The organism is Litorihabitans aurantiacus, assembly GCF_030161595.1.
GTDB classification, from domain to species: Bacteria; Actinomycetota; Actinomycetes; order Actinomycetales; family Beutenbergiaceae; genus Litorihabitans; species Litorihabitans aurantiacus.
Map to the genome: position 1 here is coordinate 3,276,951 of NZ_BSUM01000001.1, position 25,470 is coordinate 3,302,420.

The 25,470-nt window shown below is 72.8% G+C and carries 23 protein-coding genes and 2 pseudogenes; 13 read left to right on the forward strand and 12 right to left on the reverse strand.

Features of this window, described 5'->3' with window-relative positions; translation table 11 throughout:
- Positions 1-85: 85 nt before the first annotated feature.
- From QQK22_RS15630 to QQK22_RS15650, 5 genes are all read right to left on the reverse strand, one after another.
- Positions 86-1,357, reverse strand: a complete 1,272-nt coding sequence (locus QQK22_RS15630) for an ABC transporter substrate-binding protein (protein WP_284251877.1) — start codon at positions 1,355-1,357, stop codon at positions 86-88.
- 245 nt (positions 1,358-1,602) lie between these two features.
- Positions 1,603-2,358, reverse strand: a complete 756-nt coding sequence (locus QQK22_RS15635) for a DeoR/GlpR family DNA-binding transcription regulator (RefSeq protein WP_284251879.1) — start codon at positions 2,356-2,358, stop codon at positions 1,603-1,605.
- Entirely contained in the window at positions 2,336-2,782 is a 447-nt protein-coding gene (locus tag QQK22_RS19440) for a nucleotidyl transferase AbiEii/AbiGii toxin family protein (protein WP_431310197.1), read from the reverse strand. Before QQK22_RS19440 ends, QQK22_RS15635 begins: the two co-directional genes overlap by 23 nt.
- 631 nt (positions 2,783-3,413) lie before the next feature.
- The gene (locus tag QQK22_RS15645) at positions 3,414-3,752 is read right to left on the reverse strand and encodes a type IV toxin-antitoxin system AbiEi family antitoxin domain-containing protein (protein ID WP_284251881.1); all 339 of its coding nucleotides are present in this window, start codon (positions 3,750-3,752) and stop codon (positions 3,414-3,416) included.
- A gap of 58 nt (positions 3,753-3,810) precedes the next feature.
- Entirely contained in the window at positions 3,811-4,917 is a 1,107-nt protein-coding gene (locus QQK22_RS15650) for an FGGY family carbohydrate kinase (RefSeq protein WP_284252792.1), read from the reverse strand.
- Between QQK22_RS15650 and QQK22_RS15655 the strand changes: the two genes are divergently transcribed.
- Together QQK22_RS15655 and QQK22_RS15660 are read left to right on the forward strand one after the other, a co-directional pair.
- Positions 4,816-5,124 (forward strand): hypothetical protein, encoded by a 309-nt coding sequence (locus tag QQK22_RS15655; protein WP_284252845.1) that lies wholly within the window; start codon positions 4,816-4,818, stop codon positions 5,122-5,124. The genes QQK22_RS15650 and QQK22_RS15655 overlap by 102 nt on opposite strands.
- Positions 5,125-5,304: 180 nt before the next feature.
- On the forward strand, positions 5,305-6,306 hold the full coding sequence (locus QQK22_RS15660; RefSeq protein WP_284251883.1) for a ketose-bisphosphate aldolase: 1,002 nt from the start codon (positions 5,305-5,307) through the stop codon (positions 6,304-6,306).
- Positions 6,307-6,351: 45 nt separating this feature from the next.
- On the opposite strand, the gene QQK22_RS18960 is transcribed toward QQK22_RS15660, so the two are convergent.
- Genes QQK22_RS18960 through QQK22_RS15670 form a run of 3 tightly spaced genes read right to left on the reverse strand, consistent with a single transcriptional unit; the run spans position 6,352 to position 8,118 of the window.
- Positions 6,352-6,711: a ThuA domain-containing protein gene (locus QQK22_RS18960; protein WP_348525608.1), complete on the reverse strand. Its 360-nt coding sequence runs from the start codon at positions 6,709-6,711 to the stop codon at positions 6,352-6,354.
- The gene (locus QQK22_RS18965; RefSeq protein WP_348525609.1) at positions 6,675-7,019 is read right to left on the reverse strand and encodes a ThuA domain-containing protein; all 345 of its coding nucleotides are present in this window, start codon (positions 7,017-7,019) and stop codon (positions 6,675-6,677) included. Before QQK22_RS18965 ends, QQK22_RS18960 begins: the two co-directional genes overlap by 37 nt.
- A 1-nt stretch (position 7,020) precedes the next feature.
- On the reverse strand, positions 7,021-8,118 hold the full coding sequence (locus tag QQK22_RS15670) for an ROK family protein (protein WP_348525610.1): 1,098 nt from the start codon (positions 8,116-8,118) through the stop codon (positions 7,021-7,023).
- Between the two features lie 423 nt (positions 8,119-8,541).
- Here QQK22_RS15670 and QQK22_RS15675 point away from each other — a divergent pair, with 423 nt between their 5' ends.
- The 8 genes from QQK22_RS15675 to QQK22_RS15710 all read left to right on the forward strand — a co-directional run bounded on the left by QQK22_RS15675 (position 8,542) and on the right by QQK22_RS15710 (position 18,537).
- Entirely contained in the window at positions 8,542-10,449 is a 1,908-nt protein-coding gene (locus QQK22_RS15675; RefSeq protein ID WP_284251885.1) for a ThuA domain-containing protein, read from the forward strand.
- Positions 10,401-11,993, forward strand: coding sequence for a carbohydrate-binding protein (locus tag QQK22_RS15680; protein WP_284251887.1), 1,593 nt, complete (start codon positions 10,401-10,403; stop codon positions 11,991-11,993). Before QQK22_RS15675 ends, QQK22_RS15680 begins: the two co-directional genes overlap by 49 nt.
- On the forward strand, positions 11,990-14,341 hold the full coding sequence (locus QQK22_RS15685; RefSeq protein WP_284251889.1) for a beta-xylosidase family glycoside hydrolase: 2,352 nt from the start codon (positions 11,990-11,992) through the stop codon (positions 14,339-14,341). Before QQK22_RS15680 ends, QQK22_RS15685 begins: the two co-directional genes overlap by 4 nt.
- A gap of 141 nt (positions 14,342-14,482) precedes the next feature.
- Positions 14,483-15,151: a hypothetical protein gene (locus QQK22_RS15690; RefSeq protein WP_284251891.1), complete on the forward strand. Its 669-nt coding sequence runs from the start codon at positions 14,483-14,485 to the stop codon at positions 15,149-15,151.
- A gap of 151 nt (positions 15,152-15,302) precedes the next feature.
- A complete protein-coding gene (locus QQK22_RS15695) occupies positions 15,303-16,736 on the forward strand; it encodes a ThuA domain-containing protein (RefSeq protein WP_284251894.1) in 1,434 nt (477 codons plus the stop codon).
- A 140-nt stretch (positions 16,737-16,876) separates the two neighbouring features.
- Positions 16,877-17,164, forward strand: a complete 288-nt coding sequence (locus QQK22_RS15700; protein ID WP_284251896.1) for a hypothetical protein — start codon at positions 16,877-16,879, stop codon at positions 17,162-17,164.
- Positions 17,161-17,652, forward strand: coding sequence for a hypothetical protein (locus tag QQK22_RS15705; RefSeq protein WP_284251897.1), 492 nt, complete (start codon positions 17,161-17,163; stop codon positions 17,650-17,652). The genes QQK22_RS15700 and QQK22_RS15705 overlap by 4 nt, the downstream gene beginning before the upstream one ends.
- 177 nt (positions 17,653-17,829) lie before the next feature.
- Positions 17,830-18,537 carry a hypothetical protein gene (locus tag QQK22_RS15710; protein ID WP_284251899.1) on the forward strand — a complete coding sequence of 236 codons (708 nt, stop codon included), beginning with the start codon at positions 17,830-17,832 and terminating at the stop codon, positions 18,535-18,537.
- A gap of 157 nt (positions 18,538-18,694) precedes the next feature.
- On the opposite strand, the gene QQK22_RS15715 is transcribed toward QQK22_RS15710, so the two are convergent.
- The gene (locus QQK22_RS15715) at positions 18,695-20,065 is read right to left on the reverse strand and encodes a TIM-barrel domain-containing protein (protein WP_348525611.1); all 1,371 of its coding nucleotides are present in this window, start codon (positions 20,063-20,065) and stop codon (positions 18,695-18,697) included.
- A 238-nt stretch (positions 20,066-20,303) separates the two neighbouring features.
- Positions 20,304-20,897: pseudogene (locus QQK22_RS15720) on the reverse strand (TIM-barrel domain-containing protein); the annotation flags it as partial.
- 82 nt (positions 20,898-20,979) lie between these two features.
- Here QQK22_RS15720 and QQK22_RS15725 point away from each other — a divergent pair.
- Positions 20,980-21,222: a hypothetical protein gene (locus tag QQK22_RS15725; protein ID WP_284252847.1), complete on the forward strand. Its 243-nt coding sequence runs from the start codon at positions 20,980-20,982 to the stop codon at positions 21,220-21,222.
- A 134-nt stretch (positions 21,223-21,356) separates the two neighbouring features.
- Here QQK22_RS15725 and QQK22_RS15730 read toward each other — a convergent pair whose 3' ends face one another.
- Positions 21,357-21,611, reverse strand: coding sequence for a hypothetical protein (locus tag QQK22_RS15730; RefSeq protein WP_284251901.1), 255 nt, complete (start codon positions 21,609-21,611; stop codon positions 21,357-21,359).
- 93 nt (positions 21,612-21,704) lie between these two features.
- Between QQK22_RS15730 and QQK22_RS15735 the strand changes: the two genes are divergently transcribed.
- Together QQK22_RS15735 and QQK22_RS15740 are read left to right on the forward strand one after the other, a co-directional pair.
- A complete protein-coding gene (locus QQK22_RS15735; RefSeq protein ID WP_284251903.1) occupies positions 21,705-22,430 on the forward strand; it encodes an AMIN-like domain-containing (lipo)protein in 726 nt (241 codons plus the stop codon).
- Positions 22,431-22,500: 70 nt separating this feature from the next.
- A pseudogene (locus QQK22_RS15740) lies at positions 22,501-23,634 on the forward strand (glutaminase); the annotation flags it as partial.
- Positions 23,635-23,736: 102 nt separating this feature from the next.
- Here the strand turns inward: QQK22_RS15740 and QQK22_RS15745 are convergent.
- Positions 23,737-25,344: a threonine/serine exporter family protein gene (locus QQK22_RS15745; RefSeq protein ID WP_284251905.1), complete on the reverse strand. Its 1,608-nt coding sequence runs from the start codon at positions 25,342-25,344 to the stop codon at positions 23,737-23,739.
- Between the last annotated feature and the right edge of the window lie 126 nt (positions 25,345-25,470).

Here is a 25,470-nt window from a genome sequence, read left to right on the forward strand (position 1 = left end):
GGACGGATCGGCGGGCGCCGATCGGGGGTGGAGACCGGTGGGTGCGGGCGGCAAGGGGATCGCCCGCACCCACCGGCGTCAGGGGCTACCCGTCGAGGACGCCCGACCAGTACGTCTGCAGCGACGCCTGGGTCTCGGGCACGTCCGCCTCACCCTGGAGGAGTCGGACGAGGTTCTCGTTCAGGTTGCGGTTCAGGTCCAGCGCGAGCGGGAGGCCCTCGAGCTCGGTGACGAACTCGCTGCTGGAGTAGACGTCGAACGCGAGCTGGTAGAGCTCGTCGCCCTCGACGAAGCCGGGCACCGAGTTCACGTTGCCGGGGAACCCGGTGGCCTCACCGGCAAGCTCGGAGTTCACGTCCTCGCTCAGCAGCCACTGGATGAGCTGCCACGCCTCGGCCTTGTGCTCGCTGTTCTCGGCGATGCCGAGGCCCCAGCTCGCACCCGCGATGCCCGAGGACTCACCCTCGCGCGCCGGCACCGAGCCGATCGAGAAGTTGAGGTCCGGGTTGGCCTCGCGGATGCCGGAGATGTGCGCCAGCGAGCCGATCATGAACGCGTTGCGGCCGGCCGTGAACTCCTCGACCTTCTGCTGCTCCTGCTGGGTGAACGCGCCGGGGGTGACGTACCCGCCGTCGTACTGGCCCTGGAGGAACTCGAGCCAGTCCGCGACCTCGGGCGTCTCGAAGTTCGCCTGGCGGTCCTTCAGCATCCGGTCGCCGGAGGCCCACAGCCACGACTGCGAGTCGAAGCCGGCCGGGGACTGCACGTTGATCGGCAGCGACCAGGCGTAGACGTTGCTGTTCGGGTCGGTCACCGCGGCGGCGGCCGTGTCGAACTCGTCCCACGTGGTCGGCAGCTCGTCGATACCGGCGTCGTTGAGCAGGTCGACGTTGTAGTACATCGGGTAGGCGAAGTTGAGCGCGCGGACCATGTAGGTCACGCCGTCGATCTGGTCGTTGCTGACGAGCTCGGCGGGGTCGAAGTCCGCGTCCTCCATCAGCGCGCTCAGGTCGGTGATCGCGCCCTGGTCCTGCAGGTCGTAGACGCTCGCGCCGTTGATGGCGACGATGTCGGCCAGCGTGCCGGTCGCGGCGGCCGAGGTCTGCAGGTCCACCGTGGCGGAGTACGGGTTCGAGATCAGGTTGACCTCGATCCCCGGGTGCTCCTCCTCGAACCGGTCCATGAGATCGCGCATGACGCCCTCGCTCAGCTCGACCTCCCACCACTGGCTGAAGTCCAGCGTGACGGTTCCACCGGCGTCGCCGGAACCGGAACCGGAGTCGCCTGACGAGCATCCGGCGAGCACGAGAGCGGCAGCGGTGCCGGCCGTGACGAGCGCAGCGAGTCTGCGGTGCATCGGGTTCTCCTCTTTGAGATGGGGCGGGCCACCCCAGGAAGGTTGTTCGAAGGAACGTCCCCACGAACGTGGCCGAGTGCGACAGTACCCGAAGGTATTCGGAAGCGCCAGTCTTTGTTACCGATTCGAATCCCGACGCCGATCCATCGTCCCGCGCAGGGGTCGGCGGCGTCTCAGGGTCGCCTCGGGATCGGCTGAAGGTGTCCGCACGAGGCGGCCCTCGCCGTCGTGCCCAGGGGGTTCGCTCAGGCGAGGATGAGCTCGACGCCGCTCGCGCGGATCGCGTCCTGCGTGCTGGCGGGCATGCCCTCGTCGCTGACCACGGTGTCGAAGCGCGAGACGTTGACGACCTTGTGCCGGTCGAGCGTGAACCACTTGGCGGAGTCGGCCAGGAGCACGCGTCTCCGGGACGCGCCGATGAGCGTGCGCTTGGACTCGGCGATGTCGAGGGAGCCCTCCACGACGTCGTGGTCCGCATCCATCCCGCCCGCACCGACGAACGCGACGTGCGCGATCTCGCCCTCGAGCCCCTGCTGGCGCGGGGAGCCGACGGTCGCGGCGATGTGCGGCACGAGGCGGCCGCCCAGCAGGCGCACCTGGATGCCGGCCACCTCCATGAGGGCGAGGCCGACGTTGACGCCGGGAGTGAGGACCACGAGGTCCTGGAACGCCGGCAGGTGGCGGGCGAGGGCGAAGATCGTGGTCCCGGAGTCGAGGATCACGGTGGTGTGGTCGGAGACGAGCGAGGCGGCCGCGGCGCCGATGCGCTGCTTCGCCTCGACGTTCTGGCTCGAGCGGACGTCGAAGCCCATCAGCGGTGTCTCGGACATCGTGACGCCGCCGTGCACCCGCGCCACGCGGCCCTGCTTCTCGAGCACCTCGAAATCGGTGCGGATGGTGACCTCGGAGACGCGGAGCTCGTCGGCGAGCTCGCGCGTGCGCGCCGTGCCGCGCTCGAACACGGCGGTCATGATCGCTTCACGTCGTTGGGATGCGTGCATCCTCGGAGATTACACGGGAACGCAAGCAAGCGAAGGGCGATCGCAAGTTCCGCTTCCGATCACGACGGCGCGTCCCCCACCGCGGCGTCGATCGTCGCGGTCGACGAGGTGATGACGCCGATCGTCCGTTCGAGCCAGTCCCGCGCTGCCGCGACGTCGGGTAGCACGAGGATGTCGCCGTCGACGGCGGTCTCCCGCCGCGCGGCGTCGTAGGTGGCGTCCAGCTCGTCGTCGAGTGCAACGGAAGTGGCGGCCAGGGCTGTCTCCGGCGCCAGTCGAAGGTGCGCTCACACAGGTCGCGCAGACGCGGGAGGTCGGGGTCGGCGCGCCACAGCAGCTGCAGGTCGACCAGGTCGTGGGCTCGCTCGTAGGCGGGGTCGGTCACCGCGTGCAGCTTCTGCGCGATCTGGTGCTCGAGATGCACCAGCTCGACGGGCCGGAGGTCGCCGAACCCGAAGCGTGCGCAGAACGCGACGAGCTCGTGGTCGATCTCGCTCCTCGTGTGGGCGTGCGGGTCGATCTCGGGATCCGACAAGCTCGACGTCGAGCCCTCCCCATGCGCGACCCAGGAACTCCAGGGACACGCGGTAGGGATGCATGAGGTACTCCGGTCGGGTCAGCCCCGGGTCGTGGAGCCTGACGGCCCGCACGGACGCGGTGAAGGCGACGCGGTCGGGCGCGTCGGGGTCGCGACGCAGCTGGCCATGCCGCCCTTCACCGCGACGCCGTCGGGCAGCATCTGGGACACCACGAGCGTGCACAGCATCACGCGCGCACGTGCCACGGGAAGACCCATCGCTCCCGCTACCTGTGCGAGGCGGTCCTCCAGCTGCGTCACGTTGAGTGGTGGAGATGCCGTGGTCATGCCGGACCTCCGGGCCGCGCAGCGGCGGGATGCTCGTCGATCAGCGCCCGCCTCAGCGCCTGGCCGACCAGGGCCTCCCAGCGGTCCGGCGGCATTCGGCCCCGCACGTCCAGGAGCGCGCGCCGGACGGTCGTGGCCGCCACTCCCTGGTACCGGGTCACGTCCCCCGCCGGCACGTCGGTCCGGTGGGTCAGCTCCATCCAGGTCGGCAGCGTCCGCCGGACGCGGCGGCGGGTGCCGACGCGCACTTTCGGGGGTTGAGCTGGCCGAGTCCGAGGAGGTCGAGCACCGACTCGTCCTGGAGGAATGCGCCGTCGCCCGCGAGCGCGACGGCGACGGCCGGTTGCGTCGCAGCGGTCCGCGGTACGTCCCGGTGGGAGTAGACGCCCTGACCGTGTGCCTGCAGAGCCCCTCGGGCGGCGAGCTTGCGCAGCTCCACGGCGGGAACGCCGGCGTCGTCCGCCTCGGCGATGGTGACCACCCCGTGGTGACCGGCAGCGATCTCCCAGAGGTCCGTGCGATAGGTCATGGGCCCACCTCCTGAGCCAGAAGCGTACCGATATCGGTACGCTCCTGCCCTGACGGGTTCACCCCACCGCGGCGTCGATCGTCGCCTCCGAGTCGACCGCCACCCGGGTGTCGCCGGGCATCGCCTCGGCGCCCGGCCACCAGCCGGCCGCGTCCCCGGCCATCGCGGCGCACCCGCGCGTGGCCGCCTCCGTGACGGTCGAGACCGCCAGCGGCCGCGGGCCGAGCGCCACCTTCGCGTGCCGCCAGCGGCGCGAGCGCAGGCCGCCGCCGGTCAGCACCGTCTCGCCGGTCGCCCCCGCGACGGCGCGCGCGAGCTCCCCGCCCCGGTTGGCGAGCAGCACGTACGCGTCCATCAGGTCACCCCACGCCGCGGCGTCGCGCGGGCCGAGCACGGCGTGCCCGTCCTGCAGGGCCGCGAGGTCCGCGGCGCCGAAGCGGGGCGCGTCGGTGGGCGGGGCCGCACCGTCGTCGAGCGCCTGCCGGTCGAGGTCGGCACCGTCGAGGAACGTGCGCATCGCCAGGCCGGGGCGCATCCGCTCCCACACGGCCAGCAGCGCGCCGTCGGGCGGCCAGACCTCGAAGGTGAGGTCGGCGTCGCGCTCGAGGTGGGCGACGAGCTGCGCGCGCGTGAGCGTCGCGCCGGAGGGGAGCGCGGCGATGATCGCCTCGCCCGTCCCCATCGAGTCGAAGACCTCGCCCGTGCGCACGCCCGACCCCACCGCGGCGACCGGGTGGTCGTGCCCGGCGATCACCACCGGTGCGCCCTCGGCGAGCCCGAGCGCCCGCGCGAGATCACCCGTGGCCGGGGCGGCGTACCCGGGCTCGCGGACCGGGGCGAGCGAGACGTGGCCGAGGCCCGCCGCGACCCACACCTCCGCCAGGTAGCGGTGCTCGAGCGGGTCCCAGACCCCGCTGGTGGTGGCGAGCCCGGCCTCCTGCCACGCCTGCCCCGTGAGCTGGTAGGCGAGCGCGCCGCAGAGACCGACGAACTGCCCCGGGGGCACGCGGCCGGTGCGGGCGTGCAGGTGGGCGAGCTTGGCGACCGTCGAGGTGGTGCGCAGGTGCCGGCCGGTGAGGTCGCGCAGGGCGGTGGCGCCCCAGCGGCTCTCGAGCTCGGCGACGACCTCGGCCCCGCGGTCGTCGTACCAGGCCGGGAAGTCCAGGGGGTGAGCCCCTCGGGGGTGACGATCGTGCCGACCTCGCCCATCGACGTCGTGCCGAGCGCGGCGATCGGGCCGGCGTCGAGGGCGGCGACGACGTCGAGCGCCGTCGCGAGCAGGTCGAGCACGGGGAAGTCGTCCCCGCCGGGGCTGCGGCGCACCGGCGTCGCCGCGGCCTCCAGCGCGACCATCTCCCCGGCGGCGTCGTAGGCCGCGGCCTTGATCCGCGAGCTGCCGAAGTCGACCCCCACGATGACCGGCGTTCCCATGTCTTCTCCCTCGAAGCGCAATCAAATGAAGCCTGCTGGGTTTCGTTCTGCTATCGTAGCGTGCCAGTGGGACACCGTAGCCCCGCTCGACGAAGCCGTCCGGAACCGAAAGGCCACCACGATGACACTGTGCACCCTGCGGGAAGTGCTCGACCACGCCCGCGCCGGCGGATACGGGGTGGGCGCCTTCAACGTCACCGACATCGAGCAGGTCGAGGCGGTGCTCGACGCCGCGGCGTCCACGAGCTCGCCCGTCATCGTGCAGACGATCGCCGGCGCCTCGGCCTTCGCCTCCGACGAGCTCTACTGGGACCTGCTGCTGCGCACGGTCGACCACTACCCGCAGGTGCCGGTCGTGGTGCACCTCGACCACGGGCCCGACGCCGAGACGTGCAAGCGGGCGATCGACGCCGGCTTCTCCAGCGTGATGATCGACGGCAGCCTCGACCCCGTCACCCACCAGCCCACCAGCTTCGAGGCGAACGTGGCCGTGACGAAGGAGGTCGTGGCCTACGCCCGCGAGCGCGGCGTCTCGGTCGAGGCCGAGCTCGGGACCATCGGCGGCTCGAAGGACGGCGCCACGCACGCCGAGATCGTCCTTGCCGACCCCGACGAGGCCGCGCGGTTCGTGGCGGAGACCGACGTCGACGCGCTCGCCGTCGCCATCGGCACCTCGCACGGCGCCTACAAGTTCACGAGCCCACCCGACGGGACCGTGCTGCGCATGGACCTCATCGAGACCATCGCCGGGCTCATCCCCGACACCCACCTGGTGATGCACGGCTCGTCGTCCCTGCCCGCCGACCTGCGCGAGATCATCAACGCGCACGGCGGCGGCCTGCCCGAGTCCTGGGGCGTGCCCGAGGACGAGAAGGCGCGCTCCACGAAGCTCGGCGTCACGAAGATCAACCAGGGCATGGACTCGCACATGGCCTACGCCGCCGCGATGCGCGTGGCGCTCGCGGCCGACCCGCTGGCCGCCGACCCTGCCCCCGCCGCGAAGGCCGGCCGCGCGGCGATGTCCGCGATGGTGGCCGAGCGGATGGCCGTCTTCGGTCAGGCCGGCCGCGCCGACTACACGCCGACGCCGCTGCGCGAGACGGCGGCGCTCAGCCTCGCCTGACGGGGCGGGCGGCGCGCAGGGCGTCACAGTCGGTACGGGCCGACGTCACCCGCTCCGCCGCGCCGCCCACACCATCCCCTGCTCGACCACCCGCGAGACCCAGGGGTCGCCGAGCGTCTCCACCGTGTGCCCCAGGGTGCACGCGAACACGCGGCCGGCGCCCCACCGCCGGGTCCACACCGCCGGCACGGTGACCGGCTCGTGCCACGCGGCACCCTCGCGCACGGCGTGCGTCGTCGTCGCCAGCACGTCGCAGCCGGCGTCGGTCTGGACCCAGTACTGCTCGGTCGTCAGCCGCACGGCGGGGGCGACGCCGTCGAGCACCGGATGGTCGGCGCGCCCCGCCACCACGCGGACCTCGTGCTCGATCAGGTCGTCCGGGTGCGCCACGAACTGACCGCCCACGACGTGGTGGTAGTCGGTGGCGTCGCGGAACGCGTCGAGCAGCCCCCGTGCCAGCCGGCCAGCCCGGTACCCGCCTCGACCGCGCGGCGCAGCCCGGTGAGCTCGTCCGCCAGGATCTCGCCCTTCGTCCAGGACTGGACCACGAGGTCAATCCCGTCCATGACGTCGGAGTCGGCGTACACCTCGAGGGCGTCCTCGACGGCCACGTCGAAGCCCGCCTCGCGCAGGCGGGGGATGAACAGGTCGGTGGTGCCGACGGGGTCGTGCCCGTCCCAGCCACCACGAACCACCAGCGCGCGTCGTTGCACGTCATGCCTCCTTGCTGAGAATGAGGCCCTCCACGGCCTCCGGTGAGAGGAACCTGTCGATCACGAGGGTCGCGGCGCCGACGATGCCCGCGCTGCTGCCGGCGCGCGCCGTCTCGATCTGCAGCCGCGCCGTCGCCAGCGGCATGCACCGCTGGTAGACCACCTCGCGGATGCCCGCGATGAGCTGGTCCCCGGCGAGGGCGAGGTGGCCGCCCACCACGATCCGTGCGGGGTTGAGGAGGTTGACGGCGCTCGCGAGCGCGAGCCCGATGTCACGTCCCGCCTGCCGCACGTGGGCGTTCGCCTGCACGTCGCCGACCCGCACGCGCGCGACGACGTCGTCCGTGGTGACGCTCGTGCCCGACTCGGCGCTCAGGTGCGCCGCGATCGAGGTCAGCGACGCCACGGCCTCGAGGCAGCCGTCGTTGCCGCAGCGGCAGCGCACGTCCTGCTTGCCGGGCAGCGAGAGGTGGCCGATGTCCCCGGCGGCACCCTGCGCGCCGCGCCGCAGCTCGCCGTCCATGAGGATGCCCGCGCCGATGCCCGTGGCGACCTTGACGAACAGGAGCTCGCGCTCGTCGGGGTAGATCGTGCGCTGCTCGCCGAGCGCGATGATGTTGGCGTCGTTGTCGACGGCGACCGGCACCCCCAGCCGCGCGGCCAGGATGCTCGGGACGTCGACGTCGTTCCAGCCGGGCATGATCGGCGGGTTCACGGGGCGACCGGTCGTGTGGTCGACCGGCCCCGGCAGCCCGATGCCCACCCCCGCGAGGTCGAGGGCGGTCCGCCCGGCCCGGGCGAGCAGCGCCTGCGCCGTGTCCGCGACCCACGCCAGCACCGGCTCGGGTCCGTCCGCGATCGCCACGAGCTCGTCGAGCTCCACGAGCAGCCGGCCCGCGAGGTCCGTCAGCCCGATCCGGGCGCGCGTCGCGCCGAGGTCGACGCCGAGCACCACCCGGGCGCTCGGCTCGAACGCGAAGGTGGCGGGCGGGCGGCCGCCCGTGCTGCTGGCCTCACCCGTCGGCACCAGCACCCCGATGCGGCACAGCGCGTCGATGCGCGCGGCAACGGTGGAGCGGGAGTGCCCGGTCTCCGCCATCAGCCAGGCCCGCGTGCGGGGGTGCCGTCGCGAAAGAGCTGGAACGTCTCCCCGGCGCCCGTGGGCCTGGTCGGGAACTTCCTCAGTCCGTCCATGAGCACAGTGAACCCCTCCTCGCACCGCGCGGTCGCCGCCCTCCGGCACGCGAACGGCGGAACCGGGCTGTCGCCCGGCCTTCGGTCATCTGCGGAGCAAAGTAGCGCAACTTCTGATTGACGGCCAGCAAAAGTCTGCCTACGGTCGTCAGGTGGTCAGAGTGGACCGCACGTCGTGGCGGCGCTTCCTCCGCTCGACACCGCCTCCCACCTTGGCTCGGTCAGCAGCGTCACCGTCGTCGTCCGCACGAGCACCACGGGAGGTGCCTCCGAACCCACGCGCGCAACGAAGCAGCGCCCCCTGTCACCCAGATCGAAGGAGCTCCAGGTGAGAACCCTGTTCGCAGGCAGGTCGCCCGGCGTCCGCCGGACGATCGCGGCCGTCGCCGCCGCCACCGTCGCACTGCCCCTGTCGTTCGCCGCGATGGCCTCGGCCAGCGCGGTGCCGCAACCACCCGACCCCGAACCCCCCGTCGTGGAGGAGGAGGACTTCTCCGTCCTCGTCTTCTCGAAGACCGCCGGTTTCCGGCACTCCTCGATCCCCGCCGGCATCGCCGCCATCGAGCAGCTCGGCGAGGAGAACAACTTCGCCGTCGACGCCACCGAGGACGCCGCTGCCTTCACCGAGGAGAACCTCGCGGGCTACGACGCCGTCGTCTGGCTCTCCACCACCGGCGACGTCCTGAACGCCGACCAGCAGGCCGCGTTCGAGTCCTACATCCAGGGTGGCGGCGGCTACGCCGGCGTCCACGCCGCCTCCGACACCGAGTACGACTGGCCCTGGTACGGCGAGCTCGTCGGCGCCTACTTCGCGGGCCACCCGCAGAACCAGGACGCCACGATCAAGGTCGAGGACCACGCCCACGACTCCACCGCGCACCTGCCCGACGAGTGGGAGCGCTACGACGAGTGGTACAACTTCCGCTCCAACCCGCGCGACACGGTGCACGTGCTCGCCTCGCTCGACGAGACGACGTACCAGGCCGGCGCGTCGGCCATGGGCATCGACCACCCGATCGCCTGGTGCCAGGCCTTCGACGGCGGTCGCTCCTGGTACACCGGCGGCGGCCACACGGAGGAGTCCTTCAGCGAGCCCGACTTCGTCCGCCACCTGCTCGGCGGCATCCAGACCGCCGCGGGCGCCGTCGAGAGCGACTGCACCGCCACGCAGAGCTCGAGCTACGAGCGCGTCGACCTCAGCGACTCCACCGCCAACCCGATGGCGATGAAGGTGGCCGACGACGGCACCGTCTTCTACATCGAGCGCGACGGCCGGGTGCAGCGCATCGACGCCGCCACCACCGTGACCTCCACGGTGCTGAACCTCAGCGTCACGCAGAGCAACGAGGACGGCCTGCTCGGGATCACCCTGGACCCGGACTTCTCCTCCAACGGCTGGATGTACCTGTACTGGTCGCCCACCGACCTCGGCGGTTCCGGACCGCACAACCAGATCTCGCGCTTCACCTACGACGCCGAGACCCAGAGCGTCGACGCCGCCAGCGGCGTCACGATCCTCGAGGTGGCCACGCAGCGCGACACGTGCTGCCACGCCGGCGGCGACATGCTGTTCGACGACGACGGCAACCTCATCCTGGCCACGGGTGACAACACCAACCCGTTCGAGTCGGGCGGCTTCACGCCGATCGACGAGCGCCCGGGCCGCGTGAACTTCGACGCCCAGGCCACCTCGGCCAACACCAACGACCTGCGCGGCAAGGTCATCCGCATCACGCCGCAGGACGACGGCTCGTACACGGTGCCCGAGGGCAACCTCTTCGCACCGGGCACCGAGCTCACCCGCCCCGAGATCTACGCGATGGGGATGCGCAACCCGTTCCGCATCGGGATCGACCACTCCAGCGGCAACCTGCTGGTGGCGGACTACGGGCCGGACTCCGGCTCGGCGTCGCCCACGCGCGGCCCGATCGGCACCGTGGAGTGGAACATCGTGTCCGAGCCCGGCTTCTACGGCTGGCCCTACTGCACGGGCTCGAACAACGCCTACAACGACTACAACTTCGCGACCGGCCAGTCCGGTGCGGCGTTCGACTGCGCCGGCGGCGTGGTCAACAACTCCCCGAACAACACCGGTCTGCAGCAGCTGCCCCCGCCATCGGCGCGGAGATCTACTACAACTCCGGCGGTTCCCCCACCACGCCCGAGATCGGCGGCGGCGGTGCACCCATGGCGGGTGACACCTACGTCTACGACGAGGACCTGGTCTCCGACGTGAAGTGGCCGGCCTACTGGGACGGCAAGGCCATGTTCGGCGAGTGGAACAAGGGCACGATGTACTCCATCCAGCTGGGCCGCGAGGACCGGACGGACATCATCGACGTCAACCGCGTCCTGCCCGGCATCCTCGACCCGTCGGCCGGCTTCAACCGTCCGATGGACTTCGAGTTCGGGCCCGACGGCGCGCTGTACGTCATCGACTGGGGCTCGGGCTTCGGTGGCAACAACCCCAGCTCGGGGATCTTCAAGGTGAACTACGTGCTCGGCGAGGTCTCGCCGATCGCGCGCGCCACCGCGGACGTCACCAGCGGCCTCGCGCCGCTGGAGGTCTCGTTCTCCTCGGAGGGCACGCGCCACCCGAACGGTGACCCGATCACCCTGCAGTGGACGTTCGGCGACGGGTCGGAGCCGAGCAGCGAGGCGAACCCGGTGCACGTGTACGAGGAGGAGGGCAGCTACGTCGCCCAGCTCACCGCCACGGACCCCGAGGGCCGCACCGGCGTCGCCAACGTCACGATCGTGGTCGGCAACATCGCACCCACGGTCACGATCACGTTCCCGGAGAACGGCGGTTTCTTCGACTTCGGTGACCAGGTCGCCTACGAGATCCTCGTGGACGACCCGGACGGCGAGGTCAGCTGCGAGGACGTCACGCTGTTCACGTCGCTCGGTCACGACAGCCACGCCCACCCCTTCGAGGAGCTCTCGGGCTGCGAGGGGCTGATCCAGACCGCTCGCGACGAGGGTCACGGCATCAGCGAGAACATCTTCTGGGTCATCGAGGCCAGCTACATCGACGACGGCGGCTCCGTCGGCGTGCCGCTGCGCGCCAGCGACCTGCAGGTGCTCCAGCCCAAGACGCTGCAGGCCGAGTTCTTCACCTCGACCGGTCGCCTGGCCGGCTCGACCTCGCCCGGCGACCCCGGCGTGGTCATCGAGCAGACCACCGACCCCGCCGGCGGCGGTTCCAACATCGGCTACATCGAGGCCGGTGACTGGTGGGCGTTCGACCCCATCAGCCTCGCGATGATCGACACGATCGCGCTGCGCGCGGCGTCGCCCGACGGCGGCGGGACGGTCTCGCTCCGCTGGAACGACCCCGAGGGGCCGGAGCTGGCGAGCATCGACGTACCGAGCACGGGTGGGTGGCAGAGCTTCGTCACCACCCCGGGCGCGCCGGTCGAGATCCCCGACGGTTCGGGCACGCTCTACTTCGTGAGCCTGGACGGTGGGCTGAACGTCAACTGGGCCGAGTTCAACGGCCGCGGCGTCACGGACAACATCCGCCCCGACGTCGAGCTGACCGTGGAGAGCGACACCCTGGTGGCCCCGGGGACGGTGGAGGCCACGGCGGTCGCCTCGGACCCCGACGGCGAGGACGACGCGCTCACCTACGAGTGGGACGCCGGTCTCGGTGACGGGTTCGCACCCGGGGGCCGGAGTTCAGCTTCACCTACGAGCAGGCGGGCACCTACCGCCTGCAGGTCCGGGTCACCGACCCGGGCGGCGCGTTCGCGGTCGAGTACCTCACCATCACCGTGACCGCCGACAGCGGGCCGCCCCCGATCTGCTTCTCCGGTCGCTCCGACGACTTCCTCGGCGGCGAGCTCGACGAGGACCGCTGGACCACCGTGGTTCGCCGGGACCAGAACATCCGGGTCTCCGACAGCGCGCTGGTCATCCCGGCGAGCAAGACCGACATCTACGGCGCGGGCGGCGACGTCAGCAACATCGTGCTGCAGGAGATGCCGGACGGCGACGCGGTCATCACGACGGAGGTGACCATCGCGGCCCGCGAGCAGTACCAGCAGGCCGGGATCATCATCTACGGCGACGACGACAACTACGCCAAGCTGGTGGTCCAGGGCCGCAGCAGCTCGCCGGACGCGGGGGCGCGCATCGTGCAGCTGGCCGTCGAGAACGGCGGCACGGCCACGGAGGTCAACACCAGCGGTCTCGGCACGGCGTTCCCGGACACCGTCCAGCTGCGCCTCACCGTCACCGACGGCGTGCTCTCGGGCGAGTACTCCGCCGACGGCGAGACGTGGACCGCGCTGGCGGAGACCCTGCCGCTCGGCGACGTCGCGGATCCGCAGGTCGGTCTGACCGCGTTCGCCAACGCGTCCTCGGTCAGCCCCGTCATCGAGGCGTCCTTCGACTGGTTCCAGATCAGCCCCGACGACACGGCCGTGGTCCCGGGTCCGAACGACGACTTCGACGGTGACGCGCTCGACGCGTGCCGCTGGAGCATCGTGCGCGAGGACACCGACCTCTACCGCGTCAGCGACGGCTGGCTGGAGATCGACACCACCCCGACCGACATCTACGGCACCGACAACGGCGAGGTTCCCAACATCGTCGTCCAGGCGCAGCCGTCGGACGAGTGGACCGTCGAGACGATCGTGGACGTCACCGAGCTGGACCAGCAGTACCAGCAGGGCGGCCTGATCCTCTACGGCGACGACGACAACTACGTGAAGCTCGACGTCGTCGCCCGCAACGCGGTCGGGTCCGCCCGCGACCTCGGCATCGAGCTGCGCAGCGAGGTCGGTGGCGTGGTGCAGAACCCGCAGCCGGGTGTCGACGGCATCGCCGGCGACGTGTTCCACCTCCGCCTGACGCGGGACGGCAACGCCTTCACGGGCGCCTGGTCCGCCGACGGCGAGACGTGGACGGACCTGTCCGAGGGCGTGACCAACACGGCCGTCGGCACGGCCCGGGTCGGGGTCTTCGTCCTCGGTGCGGCCGCGACGCCGGTCGTGCCCGTCCGGTTCGACCACTTCCTCGTGGTCGGCGACGAGGAGCCGCCGGCCGACGCGCCGGTGCTCTCCGAGCTCGCGGCCGGCGGGACGCCGATCACCCTGGTCGACGGCCAGCTCGACTACGAGGTGGCCGTGACCGGCTCCGCGCTCCCGACCGTGACGGCCGCGACCGCCACGCCCGGGGCCGAGGTCGCGATCGAGCAGGCCGACCCGGCGGGCGACGCCGTCGCCACGGTCACGGTGACCGGTGCGACCGGTCTGACCACCGTCTACACGGTGACGTTCGTCCGGACGGTCGGGGTGGAGGCGAGCCTGCCGACCACCGCGGTCGCGGGCGACACCGTCACGGCGACCGTCACGGCCGACCCGGCCGACGCCGAGCTGACCTACTCGTGGACCAGGGACGGCGAGCCCGTCACCGGCGCCACGGGTGCGCAGCTCGTCACGACGGCGGCCGGCACCTACGCGGTGACGGTCACCGCGGCGGCCGACGGCTTCACGTCGGGCACGGCGACGGCGCAGGTCACCGTCACCGCGGCCCCCGTGACGCGCTACTTCACGGACGTGGCGGAGGACAACCTGTTCTTCGCCGAGATCACGTGGCTGGCGGAGCGCGGGGTCACCCGCGGGTGGGTGTTGCCGGACGGCACGCGGGAGTTCCGACCCGTGACGCCGGTGGCGCGCGACGCGATGGCGGCGTTCCTGTACCGCCTCGCCGACGAGCCCGCGTTCGAGGAGCCGGCCGTGTCGCCGTTCACCGACGTCGCGACGGACAACCTGTTCTACAAGGAGATCGCCTGGCTCCACGCCGAGGGGATCTCCACGGGCTGGGCCAACGGGGACGGGACGTTCTCGTTCCGCCCGCTGGCGCCGATCGCGCGTGACGCGATGGCGGCGTTCCTGTACCGCTACGCGGAGGTCGAGGGGTACACGGCTCCGACCGTGTCGGCCTTCGACGACGTCTCCACGGCGAACCAGTTCTACACGGAGATCTCGTGGCTCCAGGAGACGGGTGTCGCGACCGGGTGGGAGGACGGCAACGACGGCACGACGATCTACCGTCCGCTGAGCCCGGTCAACCGTGACGCGATGGCCGCCTTCATGTACCGGCTGGAGAACCTCGGCTAGCCCGCGACAGCCGCGAACCGCCGGCCACGGCCGGCACCACCTCGGCGCGGGACCCGGGACCACCGGGTCCCGCGCCGAGGCACCCTCCTCGTCCCCGGCGGTCCCGCACGCCGCCGGTCCCGCTCTCTCGAAAGGCCCGACGTGTCCCGACCCCGCCCCGTCCGCCCTCGCGCGGCCGCCCGCCTCATCGCCACGCTGAGCGCCCTCGTCCTGGGACTCCTCGCGGTGCTCGCGACGGGGGCCGTCCCGGCGCAGGCGCACGGGGGCCCGATCGCGATCGGTCTCGGCACCGACGGGGGCGGCGGGATCGACGCCTTCCTGACCTACGAGGGGGACGGCCACCCGGTCGAGGAGAGCGCCGCGATCACGGTCGTCGCCGTCTCCGACGCGGGGGAGGAGGTCGGCCCGCTCACGCTGCAGTCGTCCTCGTCGGGCGTCGGCTGGTACCGCTCGGAGGCAGGCGTGCTGGGCGAGGGCCACTGGACGGTGACCGCCACGCTCACGGCGCCGTCGGAGGCGGAGGCCCAGGTCGAGGTCGACGTCGTCGCGCCGCCGACGCCGGAGCCCGCCGAGACGTCGGCGCAGGACGGTGCGCAGCCCGGTGCGGAGGGTGGGAGCGGGGCGTCCGACACCTCGAGCGACTCGGACGCCGACGCCGGTGCGGCCGAGGACACCGCCGTGTCCGACGCGGCGGCCGAGACCTCCGGCGGAGGTGTCACGGGGTGGGTGATCGGCGCGGTGGTGCTGGTCGCGGCGGGAGCGGTGCTCGCCGTCGTGCTGCTGCGCCGGCGCGGGGCCGCGCGCCCGTGACGTTTCGTGTCCGACTTTTGATTGACGATCAGCAAAAGTGTGCTTATCGTCAAGATCCGGTCAAGGCGGACCGCGCGGCGCCTCGTCGTCCGGCTCCCTGACCCGGTCAGCACGCAGCATCGCCCCTGCCCCCAGACCGAAGGAGATCCTGGTGAGTCACCCTGTCCCGCGCCGGTCGCCCGGCGCCCGCCGGACGATCGCGGCCGTCGCCGCCGCCACCGTCGCACTGCCCCTGTCGTTCGCCGCGCTGGCCTCGGCCACCGCGGCTCCGCAGCCACCTGGGTCCGAGCCCGACCCGGTCGCGGAGGAGGACTTCTCCGTCCTCGTCTTCTCGAAGACCGCCGGTTTCCGGCACTCCTCGATCCCCGCGGGTATCGCCGCCATCGAGCAGCTGGGCGAGGAGAACGACTTCGCCGTCGACGCCACCGAGAACGCCGAGGAGTTCACCGAGGAGAACCTGGCGAACTACGACGCCGTGGTGTGGCTCTCGACCACGGGCGACGTCCTGAACGACGAGCAGCAGGCCGCGTTCGAGTCCTACATCCAGGGTGGCGGCGGGTACGCGGGTATCCACGCCGCCTCGGACACCGAGTACGACTGGCCCTGGTACGGCGAGCTCGTGGGCGCCTACTTCGCCGGCCACCCCCAGAACCAGACCGCGACGATCCTGGTCGAGGACCACGACCACCCCTCCACCGCGCACCTGGACGAGGAGTGGGAGCGCTTCGACGAGTGGTACAACTTCCAGTCCAACCCGAGGGGGCAGGTCCACGTGCTCGCCACGCTGGACGAGAGCACCTACGACGCGGGGTCCTCGGCGATGGGTGAGGACCACCCCATCGCCTGGTGCCACCCGTTCGACGGCGGCCGCTCCTGGTACACGGGCGGCGGTCACACCGAGGAGTCCTTCGCCGAGCCCGAGTTCCTGCAGCACGTCCTCGGTGGCATCCAGAGCGTCGCGGGCGCCGTCGAGAGCGACTGCTCCACGACGCCGAGCGAGGGCTTCGTGGACGTGACGCCCGAGACGAAGTTCGCGGCGGAGATCGGGTGGCTGGCGGAGCGCGGGATCGCCCGCGGCTGGGAGCTGCCCGACGGTACGCGGGAGTTCCGGCCGGTGACGCCGGTGGCGCGCGACGCGATGGCGGCGTTCCTGTACCGCCTGGCCGACGAGCCGGAGTTCGAGGCGCCGGACGTCTCGCCGTTCACCGACGTGAGCACGGACAACCAGTTCTACGAGGAGATCGCGTGGCTGCACGCCGAGGAGATCTCCACCGGGTGGGCCAACGGCGACGGGACGTACTCCTTCCGCCCGCTCGAGCCGATCGCGCGCGACGCCATGGCGGCGTTCCTCTACCGGTACTCGGACGTCGACCCGGCGGCCGAGCCGGCACCGGCCGCGTCGCCGTTCGACGACGTCTCGACGGCGAACCAGTACTTCGCGGAGATCGCGTGGCTCGCCGAGTCCGGTGTCGCGACCGGCTGGGTCGGGGAGGGCAACGACGGGACGACGATCTTCCGCCCGCTCAGCCCGGTCAACCGCGACGCGATGGCCGCGTTCATGTTCCGGCTGGAGAACGGGGCGTAGCTGCTACCGCGTCCGACCGTCGGCCGCGGCCGGCACGAGGCCTCGGCGCGGGACTCCGGTCCTGCGCCGGGGCCTCGGTCACGCCGGCAAGGACGGCGTGCTGCGATGGTGGGGGGACCAGCGACGACGACGGGAGACCGATGGCACTGGCGGCGCGTGCTCGGCGTTCGTTCGCCGTCGCCCTGCTCACCCCGGCCACCCTGACCGGGCAGGAGACGTTCGAGCAGGTCGCCGGTCGGCTGGAGACCCACGTCACCGGTCTCGGCTGGACGTGGCGCGAGGCCGATCCGACGCTGCGGCTGCTCCGCCTGACGCGCGACGGGTACGTCGTGGCCGCCTCGATCTTCACCGACGACGGGTACGCCTCGATCACGGGCGGCGCAGGCTGCATCGCCACCCTCGACGACCTGCCCGAGGAGGGGCCGTGAGGAACGCCCGCAAGCCGCTCGTGCTGCTCCTCTCCACGATCTGGCTCGCCGCCTGCGCCACCCAGGAGGACGCACCGATCACCGAGGACCCCGCCGTGCGTTCCACCGTCGAGGGCGGCACCCGTTCGGCGGTCGACACACTCGCTGCCCAGCTCGGCGACACCTTCCAGGTGCAGCAGCAGACGTGGACGGACTGCCGCGACAGCGTGAGCGGGGCCGAGGTGGGAGAGGAGTTCCTCCACGGGGTCCGTGTCGAGCTGGGCGCACAGGAGAACGTGGACCAGGCGGTCGCTCGACTCGCGGCCGACCTCGAACCCCGGGGCTGGACCGTGCTGGGGACGTCGGCGGACGGGATCCGTCTCGCCAGGGACGGCTATCGCACCGGAGCGTCCATCTTCAGCGACCACGGGTACGCGTCCGTCAGCGGCAGCGCGGGTTGCCTCGGCACGGCGGAGGATCTGCCAGATCGGCAGGAGGCCGAGCGATGACCGTCCGCGGCGACGTCATCGACGGTCGCGCTCCGCCCGGAAGGGCGCGTCCGAGGACGGTCGGGCGCGCTCCGACAGCCAGGTGGTCGGGCGGCAGCGCACGCCTCGGGAGGCGCGCCGGTGTGGATCGTGCTTGGCTTCATCCACCATCCAGGACGACGTGTCGGAGCTGCCGTGATGAGGATCCTCAGGAGCGGGGCCGAGCTCGCGCTCGCACTCGTGCTCGTGGCGGCCGCGGCCCCGGCTGTCGCCGCTCAGCCGACGACGGCGACGGCCGCCCCGGAGTTCATGACCACCGCACCCGAGGGGTACGGCCGGTCGAACGTGCCCGACGACCTGCTGATGTTCACCGCCGCGGCGGCGGAGCTCGACGTCACGTTCGTCTGGGACGAGCCGTCCGGCCACATCCAGGTGGTGCTGGGCCCGGACCAGTCGGACGAGCAGGTGCTGGCCGTCGCGGGCGAGCAGGGGGTCGCCGACCGGGTCACGGTCGTGCGCGCCGACTACGAGCTGAGCGACCTCACGGCGCTCGCCTCGCAGCTCGTGGCTTCCGGCCAGGCGTCCTGGGCGGCTCCCGCGCCCGACCACTCCGGCGTCGACATCGGGGTCAGGGACGCGGGAGCGACCCCGTTCGGTACCGAGCCGGCACCCGGGCCCGGCACGAACGGCATCCCGGTCCGGGTCGTCGACGTGGGCGAGGTCGTGGCGATCTCCGGTGGCCAGGAGGAGCCGTTCGACGTCGTCGCCGAGGGCGGCGAGGCACGGGACGAGGAGCCCGGTTCGTCCGGGACGCTGACGTGGGTGGCTGCCGCGGCAGCCGTCCTCGTGGCCGGTGGGTTCCTGGTGATGCGTCACCGACGCCGCTCGGACCGGACGACGGGGTGACAGTCGGCGCGCACGTCCGCCGTCACGTCCGGTGACGGCGGACCGCGACTGTCACGTTTCGCCCGGATAAGCCCATCGACTGTCACGTTCTGCACGGATAGCGGCCCTTAACCGTGCAGAACGTGACGGTCGGTGGCGGCGGAGGTCGCGCGCCCCGTCAGAGGACCGGGTCGGTCGCCGCCACCTCCAGCAGCGCGGCCCGCAGCACCTCCGGCAGGTCCAGGGCCGCCAGCTCCTGCGCCAGGTCGATCCCGCCCAGCCGCTTCACGGCTGCCCAGGCGTTCTCCTTCGTGGCGTAGGGGATCTCCGCCGCCGCCAGCAGCGTGAAGGCATCGTCGACGACGTCGCGCGGCGCCGCCCGCACGCCCGTCACCGTGAGCGTCAGGCCGAGCGCGGTGTCGACGCGGCCCAGGGAGATCCGCAGCGCCGGGGCGAGGAGCTCCGCGGCGTCGTCGTCGGCCGGGCCCACGACCATCGGCGCGGCTGCCGGACCGGCGGAACCCTCGCCCCCGACGTCGATAGTCACCTCGTCCACCGACGCCACCCCGACGAGGTCCACCCAGATCTCGCGCGGACGCCCGACCGGCCGCCCCGTCGTCGCCTCGATCTCGAGCTCGATCGTCGCCCCGCCGTCCCCCGCCCCCACGACCCGCTGCCGCATCACCGTCACCTCGGGCACGGGCGCCGCTCCGCCGTCGTCCTCCACCAGGGTCGAGGACGCCGTCCCGGGCACCACCCGCAGCACGAGCACCTCGGGCGCCTCGCGCACGTCCGCCATCGGATCGGCCGCGAGCGGCAGCACCGCACCGGCGCGCACGAGCACCGGGTACCCCTCGAGCGGGCGGTGCAGCACCACGTGCCGCCCGCGTCCGTCGTGCGGACCGGCGTCGTCAGTGCCGTAGCGGGCCCCCGTGAACAGGTCCACCCACGCGCCCGGCGGGAGCCACGCCCGCACGGACGCGATCGTCGCGACCTGGTCCTCCGGCGTCGTGATCGGTGCGAGCAGGAGGTGCTCGCCGACCATCGCCTGGTTCGGGACCTCGAACGCCTCCTGCGTGCGTGGGTGGTCGTGGTACATCGGCCGCACGATCGCGACGCCGTCGGTGTGCGCGGTCCACGAGGCACTGTAGAGCGTCGGTACGAGCAGGTGGCGCAGCCGCAGGAACCGCTCCACGACCGCCTGCGCGCGCGGGCCGAACGCCCACGGCTCCTTCGTCGCGAACGGGCTGTTGGAGGAGTGCAGCCGGTTGACCGGCGAGAACACGCCGAGCTGCACCCAGCGGACGGTGCGCTCGACGTCGTGCGACCCGAGGCGGTGACCGCCGACGTCGTGGCTCCACCAGCCGTAGCCGACGTTGGCCGCCGTCGCGGTGAAGTAGGGCTGGAAGTCGAGCGAGGCCCACGTGGTGTGCGTGTCGCCCGAGAAGCCGACGGGGTAGCGGTGGCTGCCGATCCCGGCGTAGCGAGAGAACGTCAGGGGGCGCCGGCCGCCGCGCCCGGAGTCGACGAAGTGCAGGTGGTTGAGCATCCACAGCGGGTCCAGGCCGGGGACGGCGGTGGCGCCGCCGGACTGCCAGTCGAGCCACCAGAAGTCGACACCCTGCTCCTCGAGGGTGGTGCAGCAGCCGCAGGTAGGCGTCGACGAACGTGCGCGAGGTGACGTCGAAGCCGACGGCGACGCCGGAAGCCGGGTCGATCCCGACGGCGCGCGCCATCTCCTCGTAGGCGTCCTCGTGGCGGCGCACGCCGTCGGCCGGGTGGACGTTCAGCGTGACGTCGAGGCCGCGCTCGTGCAGCGCCGCCAGGAAGCGCGCGGGGTCGGGGAACAGGTCGCGGTTCCACGTGTAGCCGGTCCAGCCCGTGCCGATCGCGGGGTCGACGTCGGTCACGTGCCAGTCCATGTCGATGACGGCCACCGACAGGGGCACGCGTGCGGCGTCGAAGCGGTCCATCAGCGCCAGGTAGCCGTCCTCGTCGTAGCGCCAGAATCGGCTCCACCAGTTGCCGAGCACCGCGCGCGGCACGAGCGGCGACGGACCGGTGAGGCGGTGGAAGTCCGCCAGCGCGGCGCGGAAGTCCCGGCCGTGCCCGAACAGGTAGAGGTCGTGGGTCGGCGTGGGGTCGGGGCGCCCGGCCGCGGCCCGGGCGGCGTGCGGCCGCGGGGCGATCCAGCCGTCGGGGGAGAGCAGGACCGAGTCCGAGTCGTCGAGGCTCGCGAAGCCCCAGGTGGCCAGCAGGCCGGGGTCGAGCGGGATCGCGCCGTCGGCCTCGTCGAGCGTACGAGCGGTGCCGAACAGGTTGCCGCGCTCGGGCAGCTGGTCGGGGTAGCTCTGCCCGAACCGCCAGACGGAGTGGTGCACGTCGGTGGCGTCGGTGCGCAGCGTGACGGCCAGGGTCGCGGCCGAGAACGGACCGCCCGTGTAGACCAGGTGCAGGTCCGTCGTGAGGACCTCGACGCCGTCGCCCTCGCGCCGGCGGACCTCGAACGGGGGCGTCCCGGCCTCGAACGCCCGCTCGACGACGACCTGCGTGCGCTCGTCGGCGAACTCGCCCGCCTCGGACTGCTCGAGCCGCAGCAGGCATGGGCTGAGCACCGTGAAGCGGGCGGAGCCGGCGCGCACGACCGCGTCGTCGTGCGCGGGGGCGGGGGCGCCGTCGGACATCGCGAACATGGGGCTCCTGTGACGTCGGTGGCGGGCGGCGCCCGAGGGGCGCGGCCGGGGCGGGCCACCATCCTGGCGCGTGACGGCGCGCCGGGCCAGGACGTCGGGCGGCCGGTCGCGAGGGCGGTCCCGGAGGGTCGCGACGGCGGGGCCGGGTCAGGAGGGGTCGGTCGCCCCCGCGATGCGCACGCGTCCGCGCGCGATCATCTCGGCCTTCCAGGCGGCATCCGCCGGCCAGTACTGCCAGTCGCGCGCCGAGACGACCATGGCCGCCCCTGCGTGCTCGTCCGGCGTACCGGGCACGGCGTGCGGGGGCGGGGCGGGTCTCGCCGCCCGTTCGGCGGGCACCGGTTCGACGATGCGGGGGCGGGGGCCTGACGACGGCGCTCGGCGCTCGCTGTAGAAGCTCATACTCCCTCGACGTTCGTGCGGTGCGAATATGACGCGGCCCGTGCGAACTTTCCTCGGGCCGCACGAACCCTTCGCGCTGTGGTCGGATGAACCATGACCAGATCCCACCGCGCGGTCGCGGCCGCGGCTCTCGCACTGGTGCTGGGCGCCACGACCGCCTGCAGCCCCGACGGAGACGTCGACGGCAGCCCGGAGCCCCCGGCGTCGTCCGACACCTCGACGACCACGTCCGCACCGCCGGCGACCTCGACGCCGCCCAGCGAGTCACCCAGCGAGTCGCCCAGCGATCCGCCCGCGGAACAGCCCACGCCGTCGCCGGTCCCCCCGGAGACCGCGCCGCCCGCCGACGAGGCGGAGGCAGGATCCGACGACCTCCAGGGCTTCGGGCCGCAGGACCGCAGCACCGACCCCTGGCCCGACACGAGGACCGGCCCGACGTTCCTCACGGAGGTCCGTGCCGCCGCGCACGACGGCTACGACCGCGTCGTGCTGGAGTTCGACGGCGCGGAGCCGCCGTCGTGGGCCGCGCGCTACGTCGAGGAGCCGATCGCCGAGGGCAGCGGTGACGTGCTCGACGTGGACGGCGAGGTGTTCCTCCGGATCGACACGGCGATGGTCGTCCACCCGGCCGACCTCGAGCGCGAGGGGACCGTCGTGACGGGTCCGTCCGACGTCGGCGACACGACCGTGCGCGGCCTGTGGTCCGAGGGCCCCTGGGAGGGCTACGCCGCCACCCACATCGGTCTCGACGCCGTCCGCGACTTCCGGATCAGCACCCTGACCGACCCGGCGCGGATCGTCGTCGACATCCGTCGCTGACCGCCACCACCGCAGGGGAAACAACGTGCGCACACCCGTCCCGGACTACCTGGCCACCCTCCTGGAGGAGGTGCGCGACCACGACGGCGGCGCCGTCGCCGACTACGTGCCCGAGCTGGCGCGCGCGGATCCGGACCGGCTCGCGCTCGCCGTCACGACCACCGACGGGCGCACGTACGCGGCGGGCGACGACGACGTCGAGTTCACCATCCAGTCCATATCCAAACCGTTCGCCTACGCCGCGGCGATCCTCGACCGCGGCCTGCCCAGGGTGCTGGAGAGCGTCGGGGTCGAACCGTCGGGCGAGGCGTTCAACGAGCTGTCGCTCGAGGAGGATTCGCACCGGCCGCGCAACCCCATGATCAACGCCGGCGCCATCACCACGCACCAGCTCCTCGTCGGCGCCGGTGCGGGTCCGGACGAGCGCGTCGAGCGGGTCCGTTCACTCATGTCGCGCCTCGCGGGCCGCGAGCTGCGGGTCGACGGCGCGGTGCACGCGTCGGAGATGGCGACGGCGGACCGCAACCTCGCCATCGCGCACATGCTCCGCGGCTACGGCGCGATCGACGTCGACCCGCACGTCGCCGTCGACGGCTACACCCGGCAGTGCTCGGTCCTGGTGACCGTGACCGACCTCGCCGTGATGGCGGCGACGCTCGCGAACGGCGGCGTGCAGCCGGTGACCGGCGAGGCGGTGCTCGACCCGGTGACCGCCCGCCAGACGCTCGCGGTGATGGCGGCCGCCGGGATGTACGACGGCGCGGGCTCGTGGTGGAGCCGCGTCGGCATCCCCGCCAAGAGCGGGGTCGCGGGCGGTCTGATCGGCGCGCTGCCCGGGCGGGTCGGGCTCGCGGTGCTCTCGCCCCGGCTGGACGCCCACGGCAACAGCGTGCGCGGCGTCAAGGTCATGGAGCGCCTGTCGGCCGACATGGGGATGCACCTCATGGCGGCCGCGCCGCGCGGCACCGTCGCGACGCTCGACCACCGCCGCGAGGCCGGCCGCACGCGGTACCGGCTCCACGGCACGATCGACTTCGTCGAGGCCGAGCGGGTGCTGGCGGCGATGGCCGACGACGGCGACGCCACCCGCGTGGTCCTCGACCTGGGCCCGGTGAGCGGCATGAGCGACGTCGGGCGCCGCATGGTGCTCGAGGGTCTGCGCCGCCTCCGGCTCGACGGTCGCCCGGTCACGCTCGCGGACCCCGGTCGCGTGATGCCGGACCCCGACCTCGGGGACGGCACCTACCCCGACGTCGACGGCGAGGCCGACACCGCCGCCCGACCCTCCCCTGACGGCCCGGCGGGATCAGCCCCGCGCGGGCTCGCCGTCGGCGGCCTCGGTCGGCCCGCCGTCGGTCGAGCGGCTCGTGGCTGCCGGGATGCCGGTGCGCTCCGGGGCGGCGGTCCCCTCGAGGTCCGTACCGCCGTCGACCGCGGGCTCGAGCTCGTCCGGGAGCGTCAGGACCATCTCGTCCGGCGCCGGCACGGGATCGGACGGCGTGACGTTGCGGACCCGCCGCAGGGGGTGGCGCGGCTTGAGGCCGCGCAGCCGCTGCGCCAGCACCTCACCGAGCGTGACGCCGGCGGCGAGACCGAGGCCGATCATCCCGGCCTGCAGGAGCATCCCGAGGCCGGTGTCGCCGCCGTCCTCGGACACGAGGTCGAGCATCCCGCGGTAGATCGTGAGACCGGGCAGCAGCGGCACGATGCCGCAGACCGTGGTCACGAGGGCGGGCACGCGCAGCCGCCGCGCGAGCGAGTCGCCGACGAAACCGAGCACGAGCGCGGCCCCGGCGCTCGCCATCGCCACGCCGAGCCCGAGCCGGGTCAGCAGCACGAAGGCGAGGTACGTGCCACCCCCGGCGAGCGCCGCGACCAGCGCCGCGCGCGGTCGGGCGTACGACGCCGTCGCCCACGCCCCCGAGATCGCGACCGAGGTCAGCGCGAGCACCCAGACGGGCCACGGGTTGGGCGGCAGGTCGATGAGGGTCAGGCTCACGCCGGCGCGCCGCGCGACGTCGAGCACGCCACCGATCCCGACCACGATGCCGAGGGTCAGCAGCACCACCTGGAAGAGCTTGCCGCTCGCCGTGATCGGGAAGCCGTTGATCGCGTCGTCGGCCGCACCGACCAGCGACATCCCGGCCAGCAGCACCACGATGTTGGAGGCCACCACGAGCGAGGGCGGCAGCTGGGCGAACTCGACCGGCAGCCCCGGGATCGTGGTCAGGAGCAGGACGGCGACGCCGGTCGCGAGCGCGGCGCCCACGATCTGCAGGAAGAACGGCGGCAGCTGCCAGCGCGTCAGGAGTCGCAGCGCGCCGTCGATCAGGAGGGTCGTGACGCCGGCCACGAGGGCGACGAGCAGTCCGCCGCCCAGCAGCACCCCGACCCCCGCGGCCATCAGCGACAGCGACAGCGTGACGAGCATCCGGCGGTAGGAGTGCGGCGAGGCGACGATCCGGTCGAGGGTCGCGTGGCTGGCGACGAGCCTCTCGCGCGCCGCGGCCGACCAGTCCTCGAACGAGAGCCCGCGCAGCGACGGGGCGCCGATGATCGAGCGCGTGAGGTCGACGACGAGCGCGAGCCGCCCGTAGTCCGTGGCCTGGTCGTGGACCACGCGCAGCACGCTCGTGCCCGTGGAGTCGTCGGCGATGAGGATCGAGGTGAAGGTCAGGTCGATCTCGCAGCGGACGTCGAAGGACCGGCACACGTCGCGCACCGTCCCGAACACGTCGGAGGCGGAGGCGCCGAGCGACAGCATCGACTCACCCAGGCGGGCGGCGAGCTCGAGGGTGTCGCGGACCGCCTGCGGGTCCCGGGCGGCGGGCGCGGCGCGGCGCCCGGTGGGGGAGACGGGGGGCTTGCCGACGGCGTGGGCGGCCAGCCGGCGGGCGAGGGACAGCGAACGCACGGGGCAAGCGTAGGTGCGCGACGGCGTCGTCCGAACCGCGCCGGGATCGGGCCACGGGCGTGCCGCGACCGGGCCGAGGACCAGCGTCCGCCGACGTGTGTACGTTTGTACGCCAACCGTCTACGC